The following is a 17526-nucleotide window of genomic DNA, read 5'->3' as shown; positions in this document are numbered from 1 at the left end:
GCTATTGCGCGGACGCCGTCGGGGCGGCGGCGTCCGCGATCGGCGGGCCGTAGATCTGCGTGCCGAGCGACTGCCCGCCGTCCGCGGTGAGGATCGAGCCGGTGACGTAACCGGCGCGGTCGCTCAGCAGCAGCCCGACGAGGTCCCCGACCTCGGGGGCGCTCGCGAACCGGTTCAGCGGGACGGACGCGAGGACGCGCTCGCGGTCGGCGTCGTCCGCCCACAGCGCCGCGCCCGCGCCCTCCGTCTCGGTCGGCCCCGGCGCGACGCAGTTCAGCCGGATCCCGTAGCGCGCCCATTCGACGGCGAGCGTCCGGGTCATGGCGACGACGCCCGCCTTCGCCGCCGCGCTGTGCACGGTGCCGGGGTGGCCCGTCCAGGCGTAGGTGGCGATCACGCTGACGATCGCGCCGGGGGTGCCCGCCTCGATCATCCGGCGGGCGACGGCGGACGTGCAGTTCCACGTCCCGTTGAGGACGATGTCGACGACCGCGCGCCAGCCGTTCGCGGACAGCCGCTCGGCGGGCGCGACGAAGTTCCCGGCCGCATTGTTGACGAGGCCGTCGAGCCGCCCGAACCGGGCGAGCGCCGCGTCGGCCGCCGCCTCGACGGCGGCCGGGTCGCGGACGTCGGCGGGGTGCGCCAGGGCGTGCCCGCCCTGGCGCTCCACGTCCGCGACGACCGCGTCCAAGGGTTCGCCGCGGCGCCCGACCACGGTCACCGACGCGCCGAGCGCGGCGAGGCGGCGGGCGGTGGCCGCGCCGATGCCGGTGCCGCCTCCGGTGACGAGGTAGGCGCGGCCTGCCAATGATTCCACTGCGTTCTCCCTTGGTGCGGGCCGGTGCGCACAAGCGCGGTCAGGACTTCGAGAACTCCTGGAAGCGCTTGAGCACGGTGTCGCGGTTCTTGCCCCACCAGTCGGCGTCCTGGAGGAACTGCACCTCCACGTTCTGCGGGTGGGAGGGCAGCGTCTTCGCGAATTCCTTGTCCATCAGGTCGAGCGCCTTGGCGTTCGACGGGCCGTTCGGGTACTTGCTCCAGACGCTCGCCTGGATGTCCGGACGGACGGAGAACTCCATCAGCTTGAAGGCGTTCTCCTTGTTCGGCGCGCCCTTCACGACCGACCAGGCGGCCAGCTGGAACATGCCGCCGTTCCACGTGAAGTCGAGCGGCGCGCCCTTCTGCTTCAGCTCGCCGATGCGGCCGGAGAAGATGCTCGACGCGCCGACCTGCTTGCTGACCAGCATCTGGCCGGGCTGGGCGCCGGACGTCCACCACTGCGGCACGTGCGACTTGAGCTTGTCGAAACTGCGGAACGCGCGGTCGACGTCGATCGGGTAGACCGACTTCATGTCGACGCCGTCCGCGAGGACCGCGAACTCCATGTCCGGCGGGACGCCGTTGTCGGCGCCGCGCAGCGAGCGCCGTCCGGGGAACTTCTCGGTGTCCCAGAAGTCGGCCCAGCTCTCCAGCTTCTTCCCGCTGCCGACCACCGACGTGTTCCACGCCAGGACGATCGAGAAGAGGTAGTAGGTGAGCCAGTTCGGGTCGACGTAGGACTTGTCGACGCCGGGGATGTTGAGCAGCTTGTCGGGCAGCGTCTCGAAGTACTTGCGCCCGATCGGCAGGACGGTGCTCGGGCCGCCCGCGATGAGGTCCCATTCGATGTTGCCGGTCTCGACCATCGCCTTGATCTTGGCGGGCGTCGGCGGCCCGGCGACGACGACCTCGATGCCGGTCTCCTTGCTGAACGGCTCGAAGATGTACTTCTTCTCCGCCTCGACGAGCGCGCCGCCCCAGTCGGCGACGACGACCTTCTTGCCGCCGCCGCCCCCGCCGCCGGAGCCGCCGCAGGCGGACAGCAGCGGCGCGGCGGCGATGCCGCCGGCGAGCAGGGCGCCGCCGCGCAGCAGGTTCCTGCGGGACAGTGCGGGACCGTGCGAGGTGCCGGGAATGTTCATGATTCGTTCCTTCGTTGCTGGCGCGATTCCGGGGGGTGGGTGGTGACCTGGCCGAGGCGGGAGTCAGCGGAACATTCCTCGTTTGAGCAGGTTGCGGGCGATGATGATGCGCTGGATCTCGGAGGTGCCCTCCCAGATCCGCTCGATCCTGGCGTTGCGGTAGGCGCGTTCGACGTAGGTCTCGTTCATGTAGCCGGTGCCGCCGAAGATCTGCAGGACGCGGTCCGCGACCCGGCCGAGCGCCTCGCTGGCGAACAGCTTCGCCGTGGACGCCTTGGCGTGCACCGTCTTCGGCGGCTGCCCCTGGTCGGCCGCCCACGCCGCCTCGTACGTCATGAGGCGGGAGGCGTGCAGGTCGGTGGCGCAGTCGGCCAGCATGAACTGGATGGCCTGGTAGTCCGCGATGGGCTTGCCGAACTGGACGCGCTGCTTCGCCCATTCCAGACCGTCGTCGATCAGCCGGGCCATCGGGCCGAGGCAGCGGGCGGCGGTCATGATCCGTCCGGCGCTGAGCGCGCCGTGGCCGAGGCCGAAACCGCGTCCCGGCTCGCCGAGCACGTTCGCGGCCGGGACGGCGCAGTCGTCGAAGACCAGCTCCGCCTGCCGGTAGCCGCGGTGCCCCATCGTCTTGTGGAGCTGCCCGACGCCGAACCCCGGCGTGCCCTTCTCGACGAGGAACGCGGTGATGCGGTTCCGCTCGCGGTCGGGGTGGGTGAGCGCGAAGACGATCGCGAAGTCGGCCGTGTCGCCGTGGCTGATGAACCGCTTCCGCCCGTTGATCACCCACGAGCCGTCGTCGCGGAGCGCGGCCCGGGTGCGGATCCCGGCGGCGTCCGACCCGGTGTCCGGCTCGGTCAGCGCGAAGCACCACTGGATGTCGCCGCGCACGCACGGGATCAGGAACCGCTCGCGCTGCTCGTCGTTGCAGGCCAGCATGACGCTCGGCGTCGTCGGGACGCATTCGGCGACGCCGCCGAGCGCACGGAACAGCTCCTCCGTGACGAGGACCTGGCCGAGGACGTCCATCCCTCCCCCGCCGACCTCCTCGGGCATGCCCATCGAGTTCAGCCCGATGGCGAGTGCGCGTTCCCGGATGCGCCGTTCGACGTCCTCCGGAAGCGCGTCGTGCTCCTCCACGTAGTCCTCGTGCGGGATCAGCTCGGTCTCGGTGAACCTGCGGACCGTCTCGCGGAACTCGACGAGATGGTCCGGGATCGCGAAGTCCATCAGGACGCTCCTCCTTTCCTTGCCGGGTCCGCGACGATGAGCGCGTCGAGCGCGAGGCAGCCCTCGCCCTTCGGACGGCACAGCAGCGGGTTGACGTCGATCTCGGCGATCTCGGGGTGGTCGGACAGCAGGCGGCCGACGCGCAGGGCGGCGTCCGCGAGCGCCTCCACGTCGGCGGGCGGGCCGCCCCGGTGGCCGCCGAGCAGGGCGTTCACGCGGAGCCGCGACAGCGCGGCGTGGACGTCGTCGCGGCCGAACGGCCAGAGCAGGCTTGCCGCGTCGTCCAGCAGCTCGGTCAGGACGCCGCCCGCGCCGAGCACGACCAGCGACCCGGCCGTGTCGTTGCGGCCGCCGACGATCAGCTCGACGCCCGGCCCCGCCATCCGCTCCACGAGCACGCCGGGCGGCGGGCCGCCGTCGAGGCCGTCGAGCGCGGCGGCGGCGCGGCGCATGATCCGGTGGAACGCCTCGCGCACCGCCGTAGCGTCGGCGAGACCGACCTCCACGCCGCCTATGTCGGACTTGTGGGCGACGCCCGGGGCGTGGAGCTTGCCCACGACCGGGTAGCCGAGCCGGTCCGCGATCGCCACGGCGGAGTCGGCGTCGGACGCGACCTCCCCGTCCGGCGACGCCACCCCGTACAGGGCCAGCAGCCGCTTGGACTCGGTCTCGGTCAGAGCGCCCGTCCGTCCGTCCAGCAGCTCGGCGGCGCTCCGCCGCGTGGCCGAATCGGTCGGGTCCGCCTCCTCCGCGCGGACGGACGGGCGCGGCCTCCCGGCGAGCGCGATCGCGCGCAGCGCGGGGCGCGCCCCCGCGAGCAGCACCACCCCGTTCCGGCGCGCCAGCTCGCCCAGCTCGGGCGTCACATCGGTGGTCATGGTCATCAGCACGACCGGGACGTCCAGCTCCGCCGCCGCGTCGCCCGCGCCGCCCATCATCTCCGGCCAGCCGAACTCGTCCAGCGGATCGGAGTGCGTCGGGGCGTCGCCGGAGAACGCGACGACGTCGACCGCCGGGCACTCGCCCATCGCGCGGGCGGCGGCGTAGTAGGAGTCCCGGTCGCCCCACGCGGACGCGCCGAGGTCCATCGGGTTGCGCGGCCGCTGGTACGGCGGCACGGCGGCGGCCAGCGCGGACTCGGCGGCCTCGTCCAGGTCGGCGAGCCGGACGCCCGCCGCGTCCGCGACGTCGGCGGTCAGCCCGCACTCGCCGCCGGAGCTGGCGAAGAACCCGATCGCGGTGCCGCGCGGCCGGTTCGGGACGGCGAGCAGCGAGCACAGCGCGACCATCTCGTCCAGGTCGTCGACCCGGTAGACGCCGGTCTGCCGGAACAGGGCCTCGTAGGAGGCGTCCCGTCCGGCGAGCGTCCCGGTGTGCGCGACGGTCGCGGCCTCGCCGCCCGCCGACCGGCCCACCTTGAGGACGATCACCGCGACGTCGCGCTCTGCCGCCCGCTCCGCGAGGACGCGGAACCGGGCGAGGTCCGCGAGCCCCTCCATGACGAGGCAGACGACGCGGACGCCGGGGTCGGTGAGGAAGTACTCCAGGCAGTCCGCCAGGTCGAGCACCGCTTGGTTCCCCGCTGACACGGCGTAGGCGACGGCGGGGAGACGTCCGGACAGCATCGTCGTCAGCGCCATGTTCCCGCTCTGCGCCGCGAGCGCCACCGTCCCGTCGGCGCCCGCGTGGACGTAGGGCATCTCGATGCCCCAGAGCGCGGCGCGGCCCCGGTAGCTGACGGCGCCCAGGCAGTTCGGGCCGATCAGCGGGAGGCGGCCGTCCGCGGCGGCGACCAGCTCGGCTTGGAGGGCGCGGCCCGCGTCGTCGCGCTCGGCAAACCCGGCGCCGTAGACGACCATCGAGCCCGCGCCGACCCGCACGGCCTCGGCCGCCAGTGCCGGGACGCCCGCCGCCGGGATCGCCGCCGCCACCGCGTCGGGCGCCTCCGGCAGGTCGCCCAGCGACGGGTACGCGCGGACGCCGCCGACCTCCGTCCGGCCGGGGTTGACGACGTAGAGGCGTCCCTCGAACCCGACTCCGCGCATGTTCCGCAGAATCCGCAGCCCGTACCCGCCCTTCGGCGACGCCCCGACCACCGCCACACTCTCGGGTCGGAACAGGCGATCTAGCGGATGCCTCTTCATCAGCGGCCCTTGAAGACGGGGCGGCGCTTCTCGACGGCGGCGCGGAGGCCCTCGGCCATGTCCTCGGTGTGGACGCAGGCGTGCCCGCCGCGCTGCTCGTTGCGGAGCGCCTCCTCGATCCCGATGGTGTGCCCCATCCGGATGTTCTGCTTCGCGATGCCGATCGCGACGGTCGGCCCGGCGGCGAACACCGCCGCCTGCTCCAGCGCGCGGTCCATCAGCTTCTCCGGCGGGACGACCTCGCTCACCACGCCGATCCGCAGCGCCTCGTCCGCGTCGATGATGCGGCCGGTGTAGATCAGCTCGGCGGCGCGGGCCTCCCCGACGACGCGCGGCAGCAGGTAGGAGCCGCCCGCGTCCGGGCAGATCCCGCGCTGCGCGTAGACCTGGCCGAACCGGGCCGCCTCCGACGCGATCCGCATGTCGGCGGTGAGCGCGATGTCGAACCCGGACCCGGCGGCGACGCCGTTCACGGCCGCGACCACCGGCTTCGGCAGCCAGTAGAGGCGCGCGATCGTCCGGTGCATCTTCGCGGGCCAGGACTCCTCGTCGGCGTCGGCGCGGGCCGCCCACTCCTTGACGTCCGCGCCGGAGCAGAAGCCGCGTCCGGCCCCGGTGATCACCACGGCGCGGACGGCGGGGTCCTTGCCCGCCCGCATGATCACCCGGTCCAGCTCGTCGATGTCCCGGTTGGAGATCGCGTTGAGCCGGTCCGGGCGGTTCAGCGTCAGCACACCGACGTCGCCGTCCATGTGCCACGTACAGCACGTCAGTGCCGGTGAATTCATCGCTTGCCCTTCCGTGCGAGTGCAGGCATGCCGAACAGAGGTCGTGGCGGGAGGCGGTATGGAGAGAGATCGAGAGAAGCCGTCAGTCGACGCGGGGGAGGAAGCGGCAGTCGCCCGGGCCCCAGCTCAGCCAGTGCGGTGAGCCGACCTCGAAGTCGGCGCGCAGCTCCGCGGGCACCATCGCCTCCAGTTCGGCGCCCTCGGCGGTGCGCAGGTGGACCTCGATCTGCGGACCGAGGTAGACGTGCGCCGCGACCGTGCAGCGCGCCGCGTTGCGGTCGGCCGCGTCCGGGCGCTCCGCGGAGATCCGCAGCCGCTCCGGACGGATCATGAACTCGGCGTCGTCGGCGGCCGAGCAGTCGTTGCCCGCCTCGACCAGGACCCGCCCGTCCACCCCGGACACCTCCAGGACGGTGCGCGCGCCCTTCTCCACCCGCCTGGCGGGCAGGCAGATCGACTTGCCGAGGAACTTCGCGACGAACGAGTTCACCGGCGCCTCGTACAGCTCGTGCGGCGGCGCGGTCTGCTGGAGGACGCCCCGGTGCATGACGCCGATCCGGTCGGAGAGGGCGAGCGCCTCGTCCTGATCGTGGGTGACGTACAGGACGGTCGCGCCGATCCGCTGTTGCAGCGCCTTCAACTCCAGCCGCATGTGGTCGCGGAGGTTGCGGTCGAGGGCGCCGAGCGGCTCGTCCATCAGCAGGACGCTCGGGTCGAACACGAACGCGCGGGCGAGCGCGACGCGCTGCTGCTGCCCGCCGGAGAGCTGCCGCGGGTAGCGGTCCCGGAACTCGGTGAGCTGCGTCATCGTGAGGACGCGGTCGATCTCGCGGGCCGCGTCCGCCTTCTTCATCCGCCGCATCTTCAGCGGGAACGCGATGTTCTGCGCGACGGTCATGTGCGGGAACAGCGCGTAGTTCTGGAAGACGAGGCCGATGTTGCGCTTCTCGGGGACGTCGTCGGTGACGGCCCGTCCGGCGAGGTACACCTCCCCGGCGGTCGCCGACTCCAGCCCGGCGAGGATGCGCAGGCTCGTCGTCTTGCCCGACCCGGACGGCCCGAGCAGCGTCACGAACTCGCCCTTGCGGATCGCGAGGTTGAAGTCGTGGACGGCGGGCGCGTCCCCGTACCACTTGTGGATCCCGGAGAACACCACCTGGTCTTCGGCGGCGGCGGGCGGGTCCGGCCGCACCGGGCGCTCGTCGGTCACCGGCGCGCCGACGCCGGCGCTTGCTTGCTCGCTCATCGGCGCTCCCGCCGTTCACGGAGGATCTTGATCAACTCGGACAGGAGGAACAGCCCGACGCAGACGGCGATGAGGATCGTCCCGGCGACCGCGAGCGTGGGCGTGAGGTCGTAGCGCACGCTGTCCCACAGCTTGCGCGGCAGCGTGACCGACCCGGTGCCGGACACGAAGAGGATGATCACCGCCTCGTCGAAGGCGATCACGAACGCGAACAGCGCGCCCGCGGAGATGGCCGACGTCAGCGACGGCAGCGTGATCCGCAGCAGGGTCTTCGGCAGCGAGGCGCCGAGCGTCCGCGCCGCGTTCTCCAGCTCGGAGTCGAACTGCTGGAGCGCGCTCGACACCGCCACCAGGACGTACGGGACGCCCATCACCGAGTAGGCGACCGCGATCACCTGCCAGTGCCCGATGACGCGGAAGTCGGCGAACGTGAAGTAGTAGCTCATCGCCAGGACGATGATCGGGATCACCAGCGGCGAGTACATCAGCGCGAACACGAGGCCCTTGCCGCGGGCCGGGCTGCGGGCGAGGCCCCAGGCCGCCGCCGTCCCGACGACGGTCGCGATCGCCGCCGCCAGCAGCGCGATCCGCGCGCTGAGCAGCGTCGCGTCCACCCACGCCGAGTCGGCGAAGAACTGCCGGTAGTGGGTCAGCGACCAGCCCTCCAGCGGGAACGACAGGTAGTCGACGCTGTTGAAGGACTCCAGGACGACGATCAGGATCGGGATCACCAGGAAGGCGAGGATCAGCGCGACCAGGCCGCGCAGCGCCCAGCCGAGCGCGCGCTCCGTCTTGGTCGCGGGGCTCCGCCTCCCGCGCCGCCTCCCCGGGGGAGGCTTCGGGCGCGCGGGCGCCGTCGCGAGGGTGCTCACAGCGTCACCAGCCCCTTCACCTTGGTCAGCCGCCGCACGATCATGGTCAGCGCGGTGGCCAGGATCAGGAGCAGGGTGGCGAGCGTCGCGGCCATCCCCCAGTCGAAGTTCACCTGGACGGCCTCCGCGATCACGACCGCGATCGTGCTCTGCTTCGGCCCGCCGACCAGCGCGGGCGTCACGTAGAAGCCGAGCGCGATGACGAACACCAGCATCCCGCTGCTCACGATCGCCGGGACGGCCAGCGGCAGGTACACGTGCGCGAACGCGCGGACCGGCCCGGCGCCGAGGGACCGCGCGGCGCGCGGCAGCGAGGCGTCGATCTGGTCCAGCGTCCCCTTGATGATGAGAATGGGGAACGGCAGCAGAATGTGCGTCATCGCGATGATCACGGCGCTCTCGCTGTAGAGCATGCCCTGCCCGTCACCGGTCAGCGGTTCCAGGATCTTCGTCACGAGGCCGTTGTCGCCGAGCAGGACGATCCACGCGAACGAGCGCACGAGAATGCTCGTCCAGAACGGAATGACGACGAGAAGCACGAGGAACCGCGCTTTGCGTTTGGACGTCCGGGCGAGAAAATACGCGACCGGGAATCCGAGCAGAACGGTCAGCACCGCGACTTCGGCGGACATCCGGACGGTGATCCAGAGGACGTGCCACATCGTGCGGTCGGTCGCCGCCTCGGTGAAATTCCCGAATCCCGCCTTCGGCTCGGTGACGCTTTTCAGCAGCATCGCGCCGACCGGATAGGCGTAGACGATCGCCATGAACGCGACCGGCAGGCCGAGCGCCGCGGTGACGAATCCCGGCCGCCAGGTCCGCCGCCGCGCCGCCGGCGGGCGGATGTCAGCGGCGGGTGGCGGACGCGTCGCCGAGGTCTGCGCCGTCACGATTCACCGTCCCTCCGTTCCGGGGCGCCCTCGAAGGGCGGGTTGCCGTGCCGGGCCGTCGCGGCCCGTGCCGTTGTCGACACAGTGAACGTTTACGGTCTGCCAAATGTCATGGGGGCAGGGTCACAAAAGTCCCTGGGGGTGCCTGTGTGGGGCACACAGTCGCCCAGGAATCGGACGCCTCCGAAGGGCCCGCCGAACTACCGCTCGCCTGGCCGGAGCGGCGGGCGGGGCCCGGCACAACGCCGTTGACGTGGGCCGAAATAGCGTGATACACCTCCACGGACCTGGGTCAGGAGCGTGACGTGAGTCTCCCCGGCCCCGGTCCGGGGAAGGTGATCATGGCATCATCCGACACGTCCGCGGCGCTCGCCGGCCACCTGTCGGCCGTTGCCCGCGATCTGAGGTCGGCGTCCACCGCCATCGCGAACGAGTTCGTCCGGCAGTACGTGAGCACGACCGAAACCGGCACCGTGGACCGCCAGGCGCCCGTCGAGGCGTTCGAGATGGCGGTGCGCGTGATCGAGCTGTGCGGCGACGGGCTCGCCGGGAACACCCCGGTGCCCGAGCTGCCGCCGGGCCGCGGCGCGCGGGTCGCTTTGCAGGGCCGGTCGGTGGCCGAGGCGGTCGAGTGGCTGCGGCTGCTGGAGCGCGTCCTGACCGACCACGTGCTGGCGCACACCGAGTCAGGCATGGACGAGATCCGCATCGTCCTCGGACGGCTCGGTGAGCTGTTCGACGTGCTCTGCACCCACGAACTTGAGGCTTTCACCAGCACTTACAACGAGCTGGCAGGGTGGCAGGCGCGGGTCAGCACCGACCTGCTGAGCTGCCTGATCGCGGGCCCGGCGGTCGACGCGAGCACGGTCAACGACCAGGCCAGGATGCTCAACATCAACCCGCACCAGCCGTTCCGCGCGGTGGCCGCCTACCACGATCCGGTGCCGACGGCGCAGCAGTGGATGCGGATCCGCCGCCGGGTCATGGAGGCGCTGTGGAAGCACGACCCGCGCCGCGAGATCCTGATCCGCGAGCGGCGCGGCGTGCTGCTGGCACTGGTGCCGACCGACCGTCCGGGCCCCGGCCTCGTGCCGCTGCTGAGCGAGATGCTTGAGGGCGAGCCGGGCCGGTCGCTGTTCGTGTCGGCGGGCGAGCCTGGCGCGACCCTGTCCGCCGCCGGGCACAGTTGCCGCCAGGCGCTGTCCGCGCTGGAGATCAGCATCTACCGCGACCAGCGCGGCCAGGTCACGCAGTGCACCGACGTGATCCTCGAAGTCCTGCTCGCGCACAACCGGTGGGTGTCCAAGCGGCTCATCGAGACGCGCATCGGGCAGCTCGTCGAGAAACCGCATCTGCTCGACACGCTCCGCGTCTACATCGCCTGCGATATGGCGTTGCAGCGGACGGCGGAAGAACTCGTCGTCCATCCGAACACGGTCGCCTATCGGCTGCGCCAGATCGCCACGCTGACCGGACGGGATATGCGCCGCATCACCGACATCGGGGATCTCAATGTCGCGCTGATGGCGTTCGACGCCGTCCAGATGCGGCGCGACCGGGAAGAGGCCCGGACCGATCTGCGCGCCCGGCTGTTCGCCTGACCTTCCGGGGCGCTGTGTCCCGAACATAATGCCCGGTGGATTTCTTTGGTGGTCCGGCCTCAACGGTTTCGCGGTGGATGATTCTAGGCTTCGACCCGATCGCGCAGAACTGGATCGCGCAGGACTGGTGAGCGGAGCGACATGGACCACCGTGCGGACACATACATCGACGGAGAATGGGTCGAGAGCAATGGCGAGGACGTCATCGCCGTCATCGATCCCTCCACGGGGCAGTGCGTCGCCACGGTCCGCGAGTCGTCGACCGCGGACATGGACCGGGCGGTGGCGGCGGCGTCCCGGGCCCGGACGGTGCTGCGCGGGATGCCGCCCGGCGAGCGGGCCGCGCTGCTGGAGCGGGTCGCGGACGAGATCGAGTCCCGGCTCGGCGGCCTCGCGGGGCTGATCTCCAGCGAGATGGGGATGCCGCGCAAGCACTCCCCCGACTACCAGGTGCGGACCGCGATCGGAACGTTCCGCAACACCGCGCGGGCCGTCGCGGACGTCGCGTTCACGGCGGAGACCGGCGGCTCGACGGTGCTGCGCGAGCCGGTCGGCGTGGTCGCCGCGATGACGCCGTGGAACTTCCCGCTCCTGCAGACCGCCGCGAAGATCGGCCCGGCGCTCGCCGCCGGCTGCCCGGTGGTGCTCAAGCCCAGCGAGGTCGCCCCGCTGGACGCGTTCGTCCTCGCCGAGGCGATGGCGGCGGCGGGCGCCCCGCCCGGCGCGTTCAACCTGGTCTTCGGCAACGGGATGCACGTCGGCGAGTACCTCGCCCGGCACCCCGGCACGTCGATGGTGTCGCTGACCGGCTCGACCCGCGCGGGACGCCGGGTCGCCGAAGTCGCGGCCGAGTCCGTCAAGCGGGTGACGCTGGAGCTCGGCGGCAAGTCCGCCGCCGTGGCGCTGCCCGGCGGGGACCTCGCCGGGGCGGTCGAGAAGAGTGTGCGGACCGTCCTGATCAACAGCGGGCAGACGTGCACGGCGCTGTCCCGGCTGCTCGTCCCGTTCCAGTCGCTGCCGGAGGCCGAGGAGCTGGTCGCGACGGCGATGGCGAAGTACCGGGTGGGTCTCTCCGACGACCCGGATGCCGACGTCGGCCCGCTCGCCAGCGCGAACCAGCGGCACCGGGTGACCGACCACGTCGAGCGCGCCCTCGTCGACGGCGCCCGGACGATCTGGTCCCACCCCGACTCCGACCTGCCCCAGTCCGGGTACTTCGCGTCCCCCGCCGCGTTCACCGTCACCGACCCGCGCATCGCGCTCGCCCAGCAGGAGGTGTTCGGCCCGATCCTGGCCGTGATCCCCTACGTGGACGAGGACGAGGCCGTCGCGATCGCCAACGGCACCCAGTACGGCCTGGCCGGAGCGGTGTGGGGCGCGGACGACGAGCACGCCCTCCGGTTCGCGGCGCGGATGGAGGCGGGCAGCATCCAGATCAACGGCGCCCCGTTCGACGGCATGGCCCCGTTCGGCGGCTACAAGCAGTCCGGGTACGGCCGGGAGCTGGGCGCGTACGGGATCGCGCAGTTCACCGAGCTGAAGGCGATCCAGCGCCCGGCGGGGAGCGGGCGATGAGCGCCCGCACCGGCGGCGACCTGGTCGCGGAGGCGTTGCGGGCGCTGGACGCGGAGGTCGTGTTCGGGGTGGCGAGCGTCCACAACCTGCCGATCCTGGACGCGGTCCGGCGGCACGGCGGGATCCGGTTCGTGGCCGTCCGGCACGAGCAGGCGGCGGTGCACGCGGCCGACGGGTACTCCCGCGTCACCGGACGGCTCGGCGTCGCGCTCGCGTCGACCGGCCCCGGCACGGCGAACACGATGGGCGGCCTGTTCGAGGCGCAGTTCGCGGGCTCCCGCGTCCTGCTGATCACCGGCCAGATCGAGTCCGGCTACCAGGGGCGCTCCAAGGGCTACCTGCATGAGGCCGACCAGCAGCAGGCGATGTTGCGCACGTTGACCCGCGAGACGTGGTCGGTGCGCCGAGCCGAGGACATCGGGGACGCGGTCGTCGCGGCCGGACGCGCGGCGGGCGCCGGGTGGCCGCGCCCGACCGCCGTGGAGATCCCGGTGAACCTCCAGTACGCGGAGGTACCGGACGCGCTGACCGTCTCAGAGCCCGCGCCGCCCGCGCCGGGCGTGCCGCCCGAGGACCGGCTGCGCGCGGCGGCCGACCTGCTCGCGGACGCCCGCCGCCCGCTGATCTGGGCGGGCGGCGGCGTGCTGAGCGCGGGCGCCTGGCCGGAGCTGCGCCGCCTGGTCGAGCGGCTGGAGATCCCGGTGGTGACGTCCGTCCAGGGACGCGGCGCGCTGCCCGAGGACCATCCGCTGTGCCTCGGCGCGCTGGTCACGACGCCGCCGCTGCGCGGGACGGTCGAGAGCGCCGACGTCGTCCTCGCGGTCGGCGCGCGGTTCCAGATGTACACGACCGACGCCTGGACGCTGCGCCTCACCGACCGGCTGATCCACGCCGACGCCGACGCGAGCGTGTTCGGCCGCACCTACCCGCCCGCCGTCGCGCTGCACGGCGACGCCCGCGAAACACTCCGCGCGCTGGACGAACTCGTCGCAACGAGCGCGGCCGACGAGCGGTGGGGCCCGTCCGCCAGGCGGGCCGCGGCCGACGCGCGCGACGCGGCCCTGGAGACGCTCGGCCCCGACCATCGCGCCGTGATGGCCTCGATAAGGCGGCACCTGCCGCGCGCGGGCGCGGTCGTCCGCGACTCGACGGTCCCCGCGTACGCGTGGGGCGACCGGCTGCTGCCGGTGCTCGCGCCGCGCACGTCGCTGCACCCGGCGTCCGCCGCGATCGGGCCGGGCCTGCCGCTCGCGCTCGGCGCGGCGGTCGGGACCGGGGAGCGCGCCGTGGTGATCCACGGGGACGGCGGCATCATGCTGTCCATCGGCGAGCTGGCGACCCTCGCGCAGGAGGACGCGCCCGTCACCGTCTGCGTGTTCAACGACCGCGGCTACGGCGTGTTGCGCGACGTCCAGGAGGCCACCTTCGGCGGCGACCGGCACGACGTCGACCTGCACACCCCCGACTTCGTCGCGCTCGCGGCGGCGATGGGCGTGCCCGGCGAGAAGGTCGCGTCGGCGGACGGCTTCGACCGCGCGTTCGCCCGCTCGACCGAGGGCTCCGGGCCGTACCTGATCGAGATCGACCTGACCGCGCTCGCCCCGATGAAGCGGCGCGCGGGCCGCCAGCGCCTGCTGAGCTGAGGGACGCCGTGTCGCGACGCAAGGAAGGGGCACGCTCGTCAACCGTCCAGAATAGATGGTACGGTTTGCAGTATGGTTCGCCTCTCGTCCAGCTCCTACCTCGTGCTGGGGTTGATCGGACTGCGCGGTCCGAGTTCGTCCTACCAGCTCGAACGCGCGGTCGAACGCTCGATCGGGCACTTCTGGCCGTTCCCGCACAGCCAGCTCTACGTCGAGCCGCGGCGGCTCGCCGAGGCCGGGCTGCTGGACGAGTCCGCCGAGACCGAGGGGCGCCGCCGCCGCACGTACTCGCTGACCGAGCGCGGGCGCGAGGCGCTGCGCGAATGGCTGAACGACCCCGCCACGGAGGTCTTCCAGGTCCGCAACGAGGCCGAGCTGAAGCTGTTCTTCAGCGAGCTGGGCGACGAGGGGACGGTGGAGCGGCTGGCCGAGTCGCAGATCCGCAGCCACCGCGACCGGCTGGCCGAGTTCCACAAGACGCTGGAACGGCTGTCGGACGTCCCCGACCTGGAGAAGCGGGTCGTCCCGCTGGTCCTCGGCGTGCGGATCGAGGAGGCGTGCCTGTCCTTCTGGCGGGACGTCCGCGACAACGGCGTCCGCGACGTCCTCGCCCGCGCCGGAGTGACACGGCTCAGCAGCGAGCAGCTCCCCGACGAAACGTCCGAACCACCCGGTGGCCGTGCGGGGCGTCACCCGGGCTGAGCAAGCCACCCCGTGCACGGCGGCCCTAGAAAACGGTCCGCGCGGCGGACGGGAAGGGGACTCTCATGGCCATCACCACCTCCGAGATCGGGAAGCAGGGGCTGCGTTGCCGGGGCCCGCGGCAGGAGACGCTGCTGCGGATGCTGGAGAACACGCTGAGCCACGCCGAGCGGCCGGACGACCTGATCGTCTACGCCGGGCTCGCGAAGGCGGCGCGCGACCACGCCGCGCTGGAGAAGATCGTCCGGGCGCTGACGGAGATGGAGGAGCACGAGACGCTCGTCATCCAGTCCGGCAAGCCGATCGGCGTGTTCCCGACCGGGGCGCGGGCGCCGCTCGTCCTGATGGCGAACAGCAACCTCGTCGGCCGCTGGGCCACCAGCGAGCACTTCTACGAGCTGGAGAAGCGCGGCCTCATCGCGTGGGGCGGCTACACGGCGGGCGACTGGCAGTACATCGGGTCGCAGGGCATCGTCCAGGGGACGTACCAGACGCTCGTGGCCGTCGCCGACGAGCACTTCGGCGGCGACCTCGCCGGACGCCTCATGGTGACCGCCGGGCTCGGCGGCATGGGCGGCGCGCAGCCGCTCGCGACCGTGATGGCGGGCGGCGTCGCGCTGTGCGTCGAGGTCGACGCCGACCGGATCAAGCGCCGCGTCGACAGCGGCTACCTGGAGCGCGGCACCGAGTCCCTGGACGAGGCCCTCGCCTGGGCGCGGGAGGCGATGGACGCGAAGCGGCCCGCCTCGATCGGGCTGCTCGGCAACGCGGCCGAGGTGCTGCCCGCGCTGCGCGAGCGCGGCCTCGTCCCGGACGTCGTCACCGACCAGACCGCCGCGCACGACCTGCGGTACGGGTACGTGCCGGCCGGGATGTCGCCGTCCGAGGCGGTCGACCTGCGCGACAGCGACCCGGAGGAGCTGGCCCGCCGCGCCCGCGCGTCCATCGCGACCCACGTCGAGTGCATGCTCGCCTGGCAGGACGCGGGCTCGGTCGTCTTCGAGTACGGCAACAACCTGCGGGCGCAGGCCGCCGAGAACGGCGTCGACGCGTTCCGCATCCCGATCTTCGTGGAACGGTACATCCGGCCGCTGTTCTGCCGCGGGCTCGGCCCGTTCCGGTGGGTGGCGACGTCCGGCGAGCAGGCCGACATCGACGTCATCGACGACCTGGTCGTGCGCGAGTTCCCGGACAACCCGCTCGCCCAGCGGTGGATCCCGACGGCCCGCGAGTTCGTCCGGCAGGCGGGGCTGCCGTCCCGGATCTCGTGGCTGGCGCACGGCGAGCGGGCCAAGCTCGCGCTGCTCGTCAACGACGCGGTGCGGAGCGGCGAGCTGCGCGGCCCGGTCGCGTTCACCCGCGACCACCTCGACCCGGGCGGGGTGTCGCAGCCGCTCCGCGAGACCGAGAACATGCCGGACGGCTCCGACGCCGTGTCCGACTGGCCGCTGCTGAACGCGCTGCTCAACGCCGGTTCGGGCGCCGACCTCGTGGCGATCCACGCGGGCGGCGGCGGGTACGCGGGCTACATGCAGAGCGCGGGCGTCACGCTCGTCGCGGACGGCACCGCCGCCGCCGACGACCGGATCACCGCCGCGCTCACCGCCGACACCGGCATCGGGATCATGCGGTACGCCGACGCGGGCTACGAGACGGCGGCCGACGCCGTCCACGCCAGCGGCCTCCGGTGGTTCGGATGACCGCGCTGGAGCAGGAGGCCGGACGATTGGCGCTGGAGGGCGTCCGGGTGCTCGACCTGAGCCGCGTCCTCGCGGGTCCGCTGTGCGGGCGGATCCTCGCCGACCTCGGCGCGGAGGTCATCAAGGTCGAGTCCCCGGCGGGCGACGACGCGCGCCTGTTCGGACCGTTCACGGACGCGGGCGACAGCACGTTCCACCGCCTGCTGAACCGCGGCAAGTTCGGCATCACGCTCGACCTCAAGGACCCGGCCGACCGGGAGCGGTTCGCGCGGCTCGTGGCGCGCTCGGACGTCCTGATCGAGAACTTCCGGCCCGGCGTCCTCGACCGGCTCGGCTTCCCGCCCGACGAGCTGCTCCGCCTCAACCCGCGCCTGGTCGCCGTCGCCATCAGCGGCTTCGGCCGGACGGGCCCGCTCGCGGACCGTCCCGCCTACGACCTGATCGTGCAGGCGATGTCCGGGCTGATGTCGGTGACCGGGCCGGACGGCGGCCCCGGCGTGCGCGTCGGGATCAGCGTCGGCGACGTCGTCCCCGCCCTGTACGCGGCGGTCGCCGTGTTGTCCGCGTTGCACCAGCGCGGGGAGAGCGGAGGCGGGCAGCACATCGACGTGTCCATGTTCGACGGGCTCGTCTCCGTCCTGGAGTCGGTCGCGATGCGGGCGCTGCACACCGGCGAGGAGATCGCCCCGAGCGGCGGGCACCACGCGATCAGCGCCCCGTACGGGACGTTCGCCGTCAAGGACGGCACGATCACGATCGCCGTCGCCAGCGACGCCCTGTTCGCACGGCTCGCGGACGTCCTCGACCGGCCCGGCTGGCTCGCGGACGACCGGTACGCCAGCGACGCCGAGCGCGGCCGCAACCGGGTCGCGCTCCAGCACGAGATCGAGGCGGCGCTCGCGGACGTGACCCGCGAGGAGGCCCTCGAACGGCTCGGCGCGGCGGGCGTGCCGTGCGGGCCGGTCCTCGGCGTCCGGGAGGCGCTGTCGCATCCGCACGCGCGGGCCCGCGGCCTGGTCGTGGACGAGCCGGACGGCTTCCGCACGCTCGCGGGCGGCGTCCGCACGACCGGGACCGTCCGGGAGTTCCGGCCCGCGCCCGCGCCCGGCGAGCACGACCACCTGCTGGCGCGCTGGCTCGCCGAGGAGCCGCGCGCCGCCGTCCGGAAGGGGTAGCC

The 17526-nt window shown here is 72.7% G+C and carries 14 protein-coding genes; 6 read left to right on the top strand and 8 right to left on the bottom strand.

Annotated features, from left to right (window positions below; all coding sequences use genetic code 11):
• Window position 1: 1 nt before the first annotated feature.
• From FXF68_RS12795 to FXF68_RS12760, 8 genes are all read right to left on the bottom strand, one after another.
• A complete protein-coding gene (locus tag FXF68_RS12795; RefSeq protein ID WP_148759113.1) occupies window positions 2–817 on the bottom strand; it encodes an SDR family oxidoreductase in 816 nt (271 codons plus the stop codon).
• A gap of 40 nt (window positions 818–857) precedes the next feature.
• Window positions 858–1961, bottom strand: a complete 1104-nt coding sequence (locus FXF68_RS12790; protein ID WP_148759112.1) for an ABC transporter substrate-binding protein — start codon at window positions 1959–1961, stop codon at window positions 858–860.
• A gap of 63 nt (window positions 1962–2024) precedes the next feature.
• Window positions 2025–3188, bottom strand: coding sequence for an acyl-CoA dehydrogenase family protein (locus FXF68_RS12785; protein WP_148759111.1), 1164 nt, complete (start codon window positions 3186–3188; stop codon window positions 2025–2027).
• On the bottom strand, window positions 3188–5332 hold the full coding sequence (locus tag FXF68_RS12780) for an acetate--CoA ligase family protein (RefSeq protein ID WP_148759110.1): 2145 nt from the start codon (window positions 5330–5332) through the stop codon (window positions 3188–3190). The genes FXF68_RS12785 and FXF68_RS12780 overlap by 1 nt, the downstream gene beginning before the upstream one ends.
• Complete coding sequence (locus tag FXF68_RS12775; protein ID WP_187437882.1) at window positions 5332–6084, bottom strand: enoyl-CoA hydratase/isomerase family protein; 753 nt, start codon at window positions 6082–6084, stop codon at window positions 5332–5334. Before FXF68_RS12775 ends, FXF68_RS12780 begins: the two co-directional genes overlap by 1 nt.
• Window positions 6085–6202: 118 nt before the next feature.
• On the bottom strand, window positions 6203–7366 hold the full coding sequence (locus FXF68_RS12770) for an ABC transporter ATP-binding protein (RefSeq protein WP_148759108.1): 1164 nt from the start codon (window positions 7364–7366) through the stop codon (window positions 6203–6205).
• Window positions 7363–8238, bottom strand: coding sequence for an ABC transporter permease (locus tag FXF68_RS12765; RefSeq protein ID WP_187437881.1), 876 nt, complete (start codon window positions 8236–8238; stop codon window positions 7363–7365). Before FXF68_RS12765 ends, FXF68_RS12770 begins: the two co-directional genes overlap by 4 nt.
• Window positions 8235–9128, bottom strand: a complete 894-nt coding sequence (locus FXF68_RS12760; protein WP_148759106.1) for an ABC transporter permease — start codon at window positions 9126–9128, stop codon at window positions 8235–8237. The genes FXF68_RS12765 and FXF68_RS12760 overlap by 4 nt, the downstream gene beginning before the upstream one ends.
• Window positions 9129–9469: 341 nt before the next feature.
• On the opposite strand from FXF68_RS12760, the gene FXF68_RS12755 reads away from it, so the two are divergent.
• From FXF68_RS12755 to FXF68_RS12730, 6 genes are all read left to right on the top strand, one after another.
• Window positions 9470–10729 (top strand): PucR family transcriptional regulator, encoded by a 1260-nt coding sequence (locus FXF68_RS12755; protein ID WP_148759105.1) that lies wholly within the window; start codon window positions 9470–9472, stop codon window positions 10727–10729.
• Between the two features lie 141 nt (window positions 10730–10870).
• Entirely contained in the window at window positions 10871–12304 is a 1434-nt protein-coding gene (locus FXF68_RS12750) for an aldehyde dehydrogenase family protein (protein ID WP_148759104.1), read from the top strand.
• Window positions 12301–13947 (top strand): thiamine pyrophosphate-binding protein, encoded by a 1647-nt coding sequence (locus FXF68_RS12745; RefSeq protein WP_148759103.1) that lies wholly within the window; start codon window positions 12301–12303, stop codon window positions 13945–13947. Before FXF68_RS12750 ends, FXF68_RS12745 begins: the two co-directional genes overlap by 4 nt.
• A 72-nt stretch (window positions 13948–14019) precedes the next feature.
• Window positions 14020–14649 (top strand): PadR family transcriptional regulator, encoded by a 630-nt coding sequence (locus FXF68_RS12740; protein WP_148759102.1) that lies wholly within the window; start codon window positions 14020–14022, stop codon window positions 14647–14649.
• A 65-nt stretch (window positions 14650–14714) separates the two neighbouring features.
• Window positions 14715–16349: a urocanate hydratase gene (locus tag FXF68_RS12735; protein ID WP_148759101.1), complete on the top strand. Its 1635-nt coding sequence runs from the start codon at window positions 14715–14717 to the stop codon at window positions 16347–16349.
• Entirely contained in the window at window positions 16346–17524 is a 1179-nt protein-coding gene (locus tag FXF68_RS12730; protein WP_148759100.1) for a CaiB/BaiF CoA transferase family protein, read from the top strand. Before FXF68_RS12735 ends, FXF68_RS12730 begins: the two co-directional genes overlap by 4 nt.
• The last annotated feature ends 2 nt before the right edge of the window (window positions 17525–17526 follow it).

The sequence above is a fragment of the Actinomadura decatromicini genome (genome assembly GCF_008121305.1).
GTDB lineage: Bacteria > Actinomycetota > Actinomycetes > Streptosporangiales > Streptosporangiaceae > Spirillospora > Spirillospora syzygii.
This window is presented reverse-complemented; position numbering and strand designations above follow the sequence as displayed.

What these genes read in the sequence shown, in the direction of transcription:
- FXF68_RS12775 (WP_187437882.1), bottom strand. Translation starts at nt 6,084, where the DNA reads ATGGACGGCGACGTCGGTGTGCTGACGCTGAACCGCCCGGACCGGCTC.
- FXF68_RS12735 (WP_148759101.1), top strand. Translation starts at nt 14,715, where the DNA reads ATGGCCATCACCACCTCCGAGATCGGGAAGCAGGGGCTGCGTTGCCGG.
- FXF68_RS12785 (WP_148759111.1), bottom strand. Translation starts at nt 3,188, where the DNA reads ATGGACTTCGCGATCCCGGACCATCTCGTCGAGTTCCGCGAGACGGTC.
- FXF68_RS12750 (WP_148759104.1), top strand. Translation starts at nt 10,871, where the DNA reads ATGGACCACCGTGCGGACACATACATCGACGGAGAATGGGTCGAGAGC.
- FXF68_RS12730 (WP_148759100.1), top strand. Translation starts at nt 16,346, where the DNA reads ATGACCGCGCTGGAGCAGGAGGCCGGACGATTGGCGCTGGAGGGCGTC.
- FXF68_RS12755 (WP_148759105.1), top strand. Translation starts at nt 9,470, where the DNA reads ATGGCATCATCCGACACGTCCGCGGCGCTCGCCGGCCACCTGTCGGCC.
- FXF68_RS12770 (WP_148759108.1), bottom strand. Translation starts at nt 7,366, where the DNA reads ATGAGCGAGCAAGCAAGCGCCGGCGTCGGCGCGCCGGTGACCGACGAG.
- FXF68_RS12780 (WP_148759110.1), bottom strand. Translation starts at nt 5,332, where the DNA reads ATGAAGAGGCATCCGCTAGATCGCCTGTTCCGACCCGAGAGTGTGGCG.
- FXF68_RS12740 (WP_148759102.1), top strand. Translation starts at nt 14,020, where the DNA reads ATGGTTCGCCTCTCGTCCAGCTCCTACCTCGTGCTGGGGTTGATCGGA.
- FXF68_RS12790 (WP_148759112.1), bottom strand. Translation starts at nt 1,961, where the DNA reads ATGAACATTCCCGGCACCTCGCACGGTCCCGCACTGTCCCGCAGGAAC.
- FXF68_RS12745 (WP_148759103.1), top strand. Translation starts at nt 12,301, where the DNA reads ATGAGCGCCCGCACCGGCGGCGACCTGGTCGCGGAGGCGTTGCGGGCG.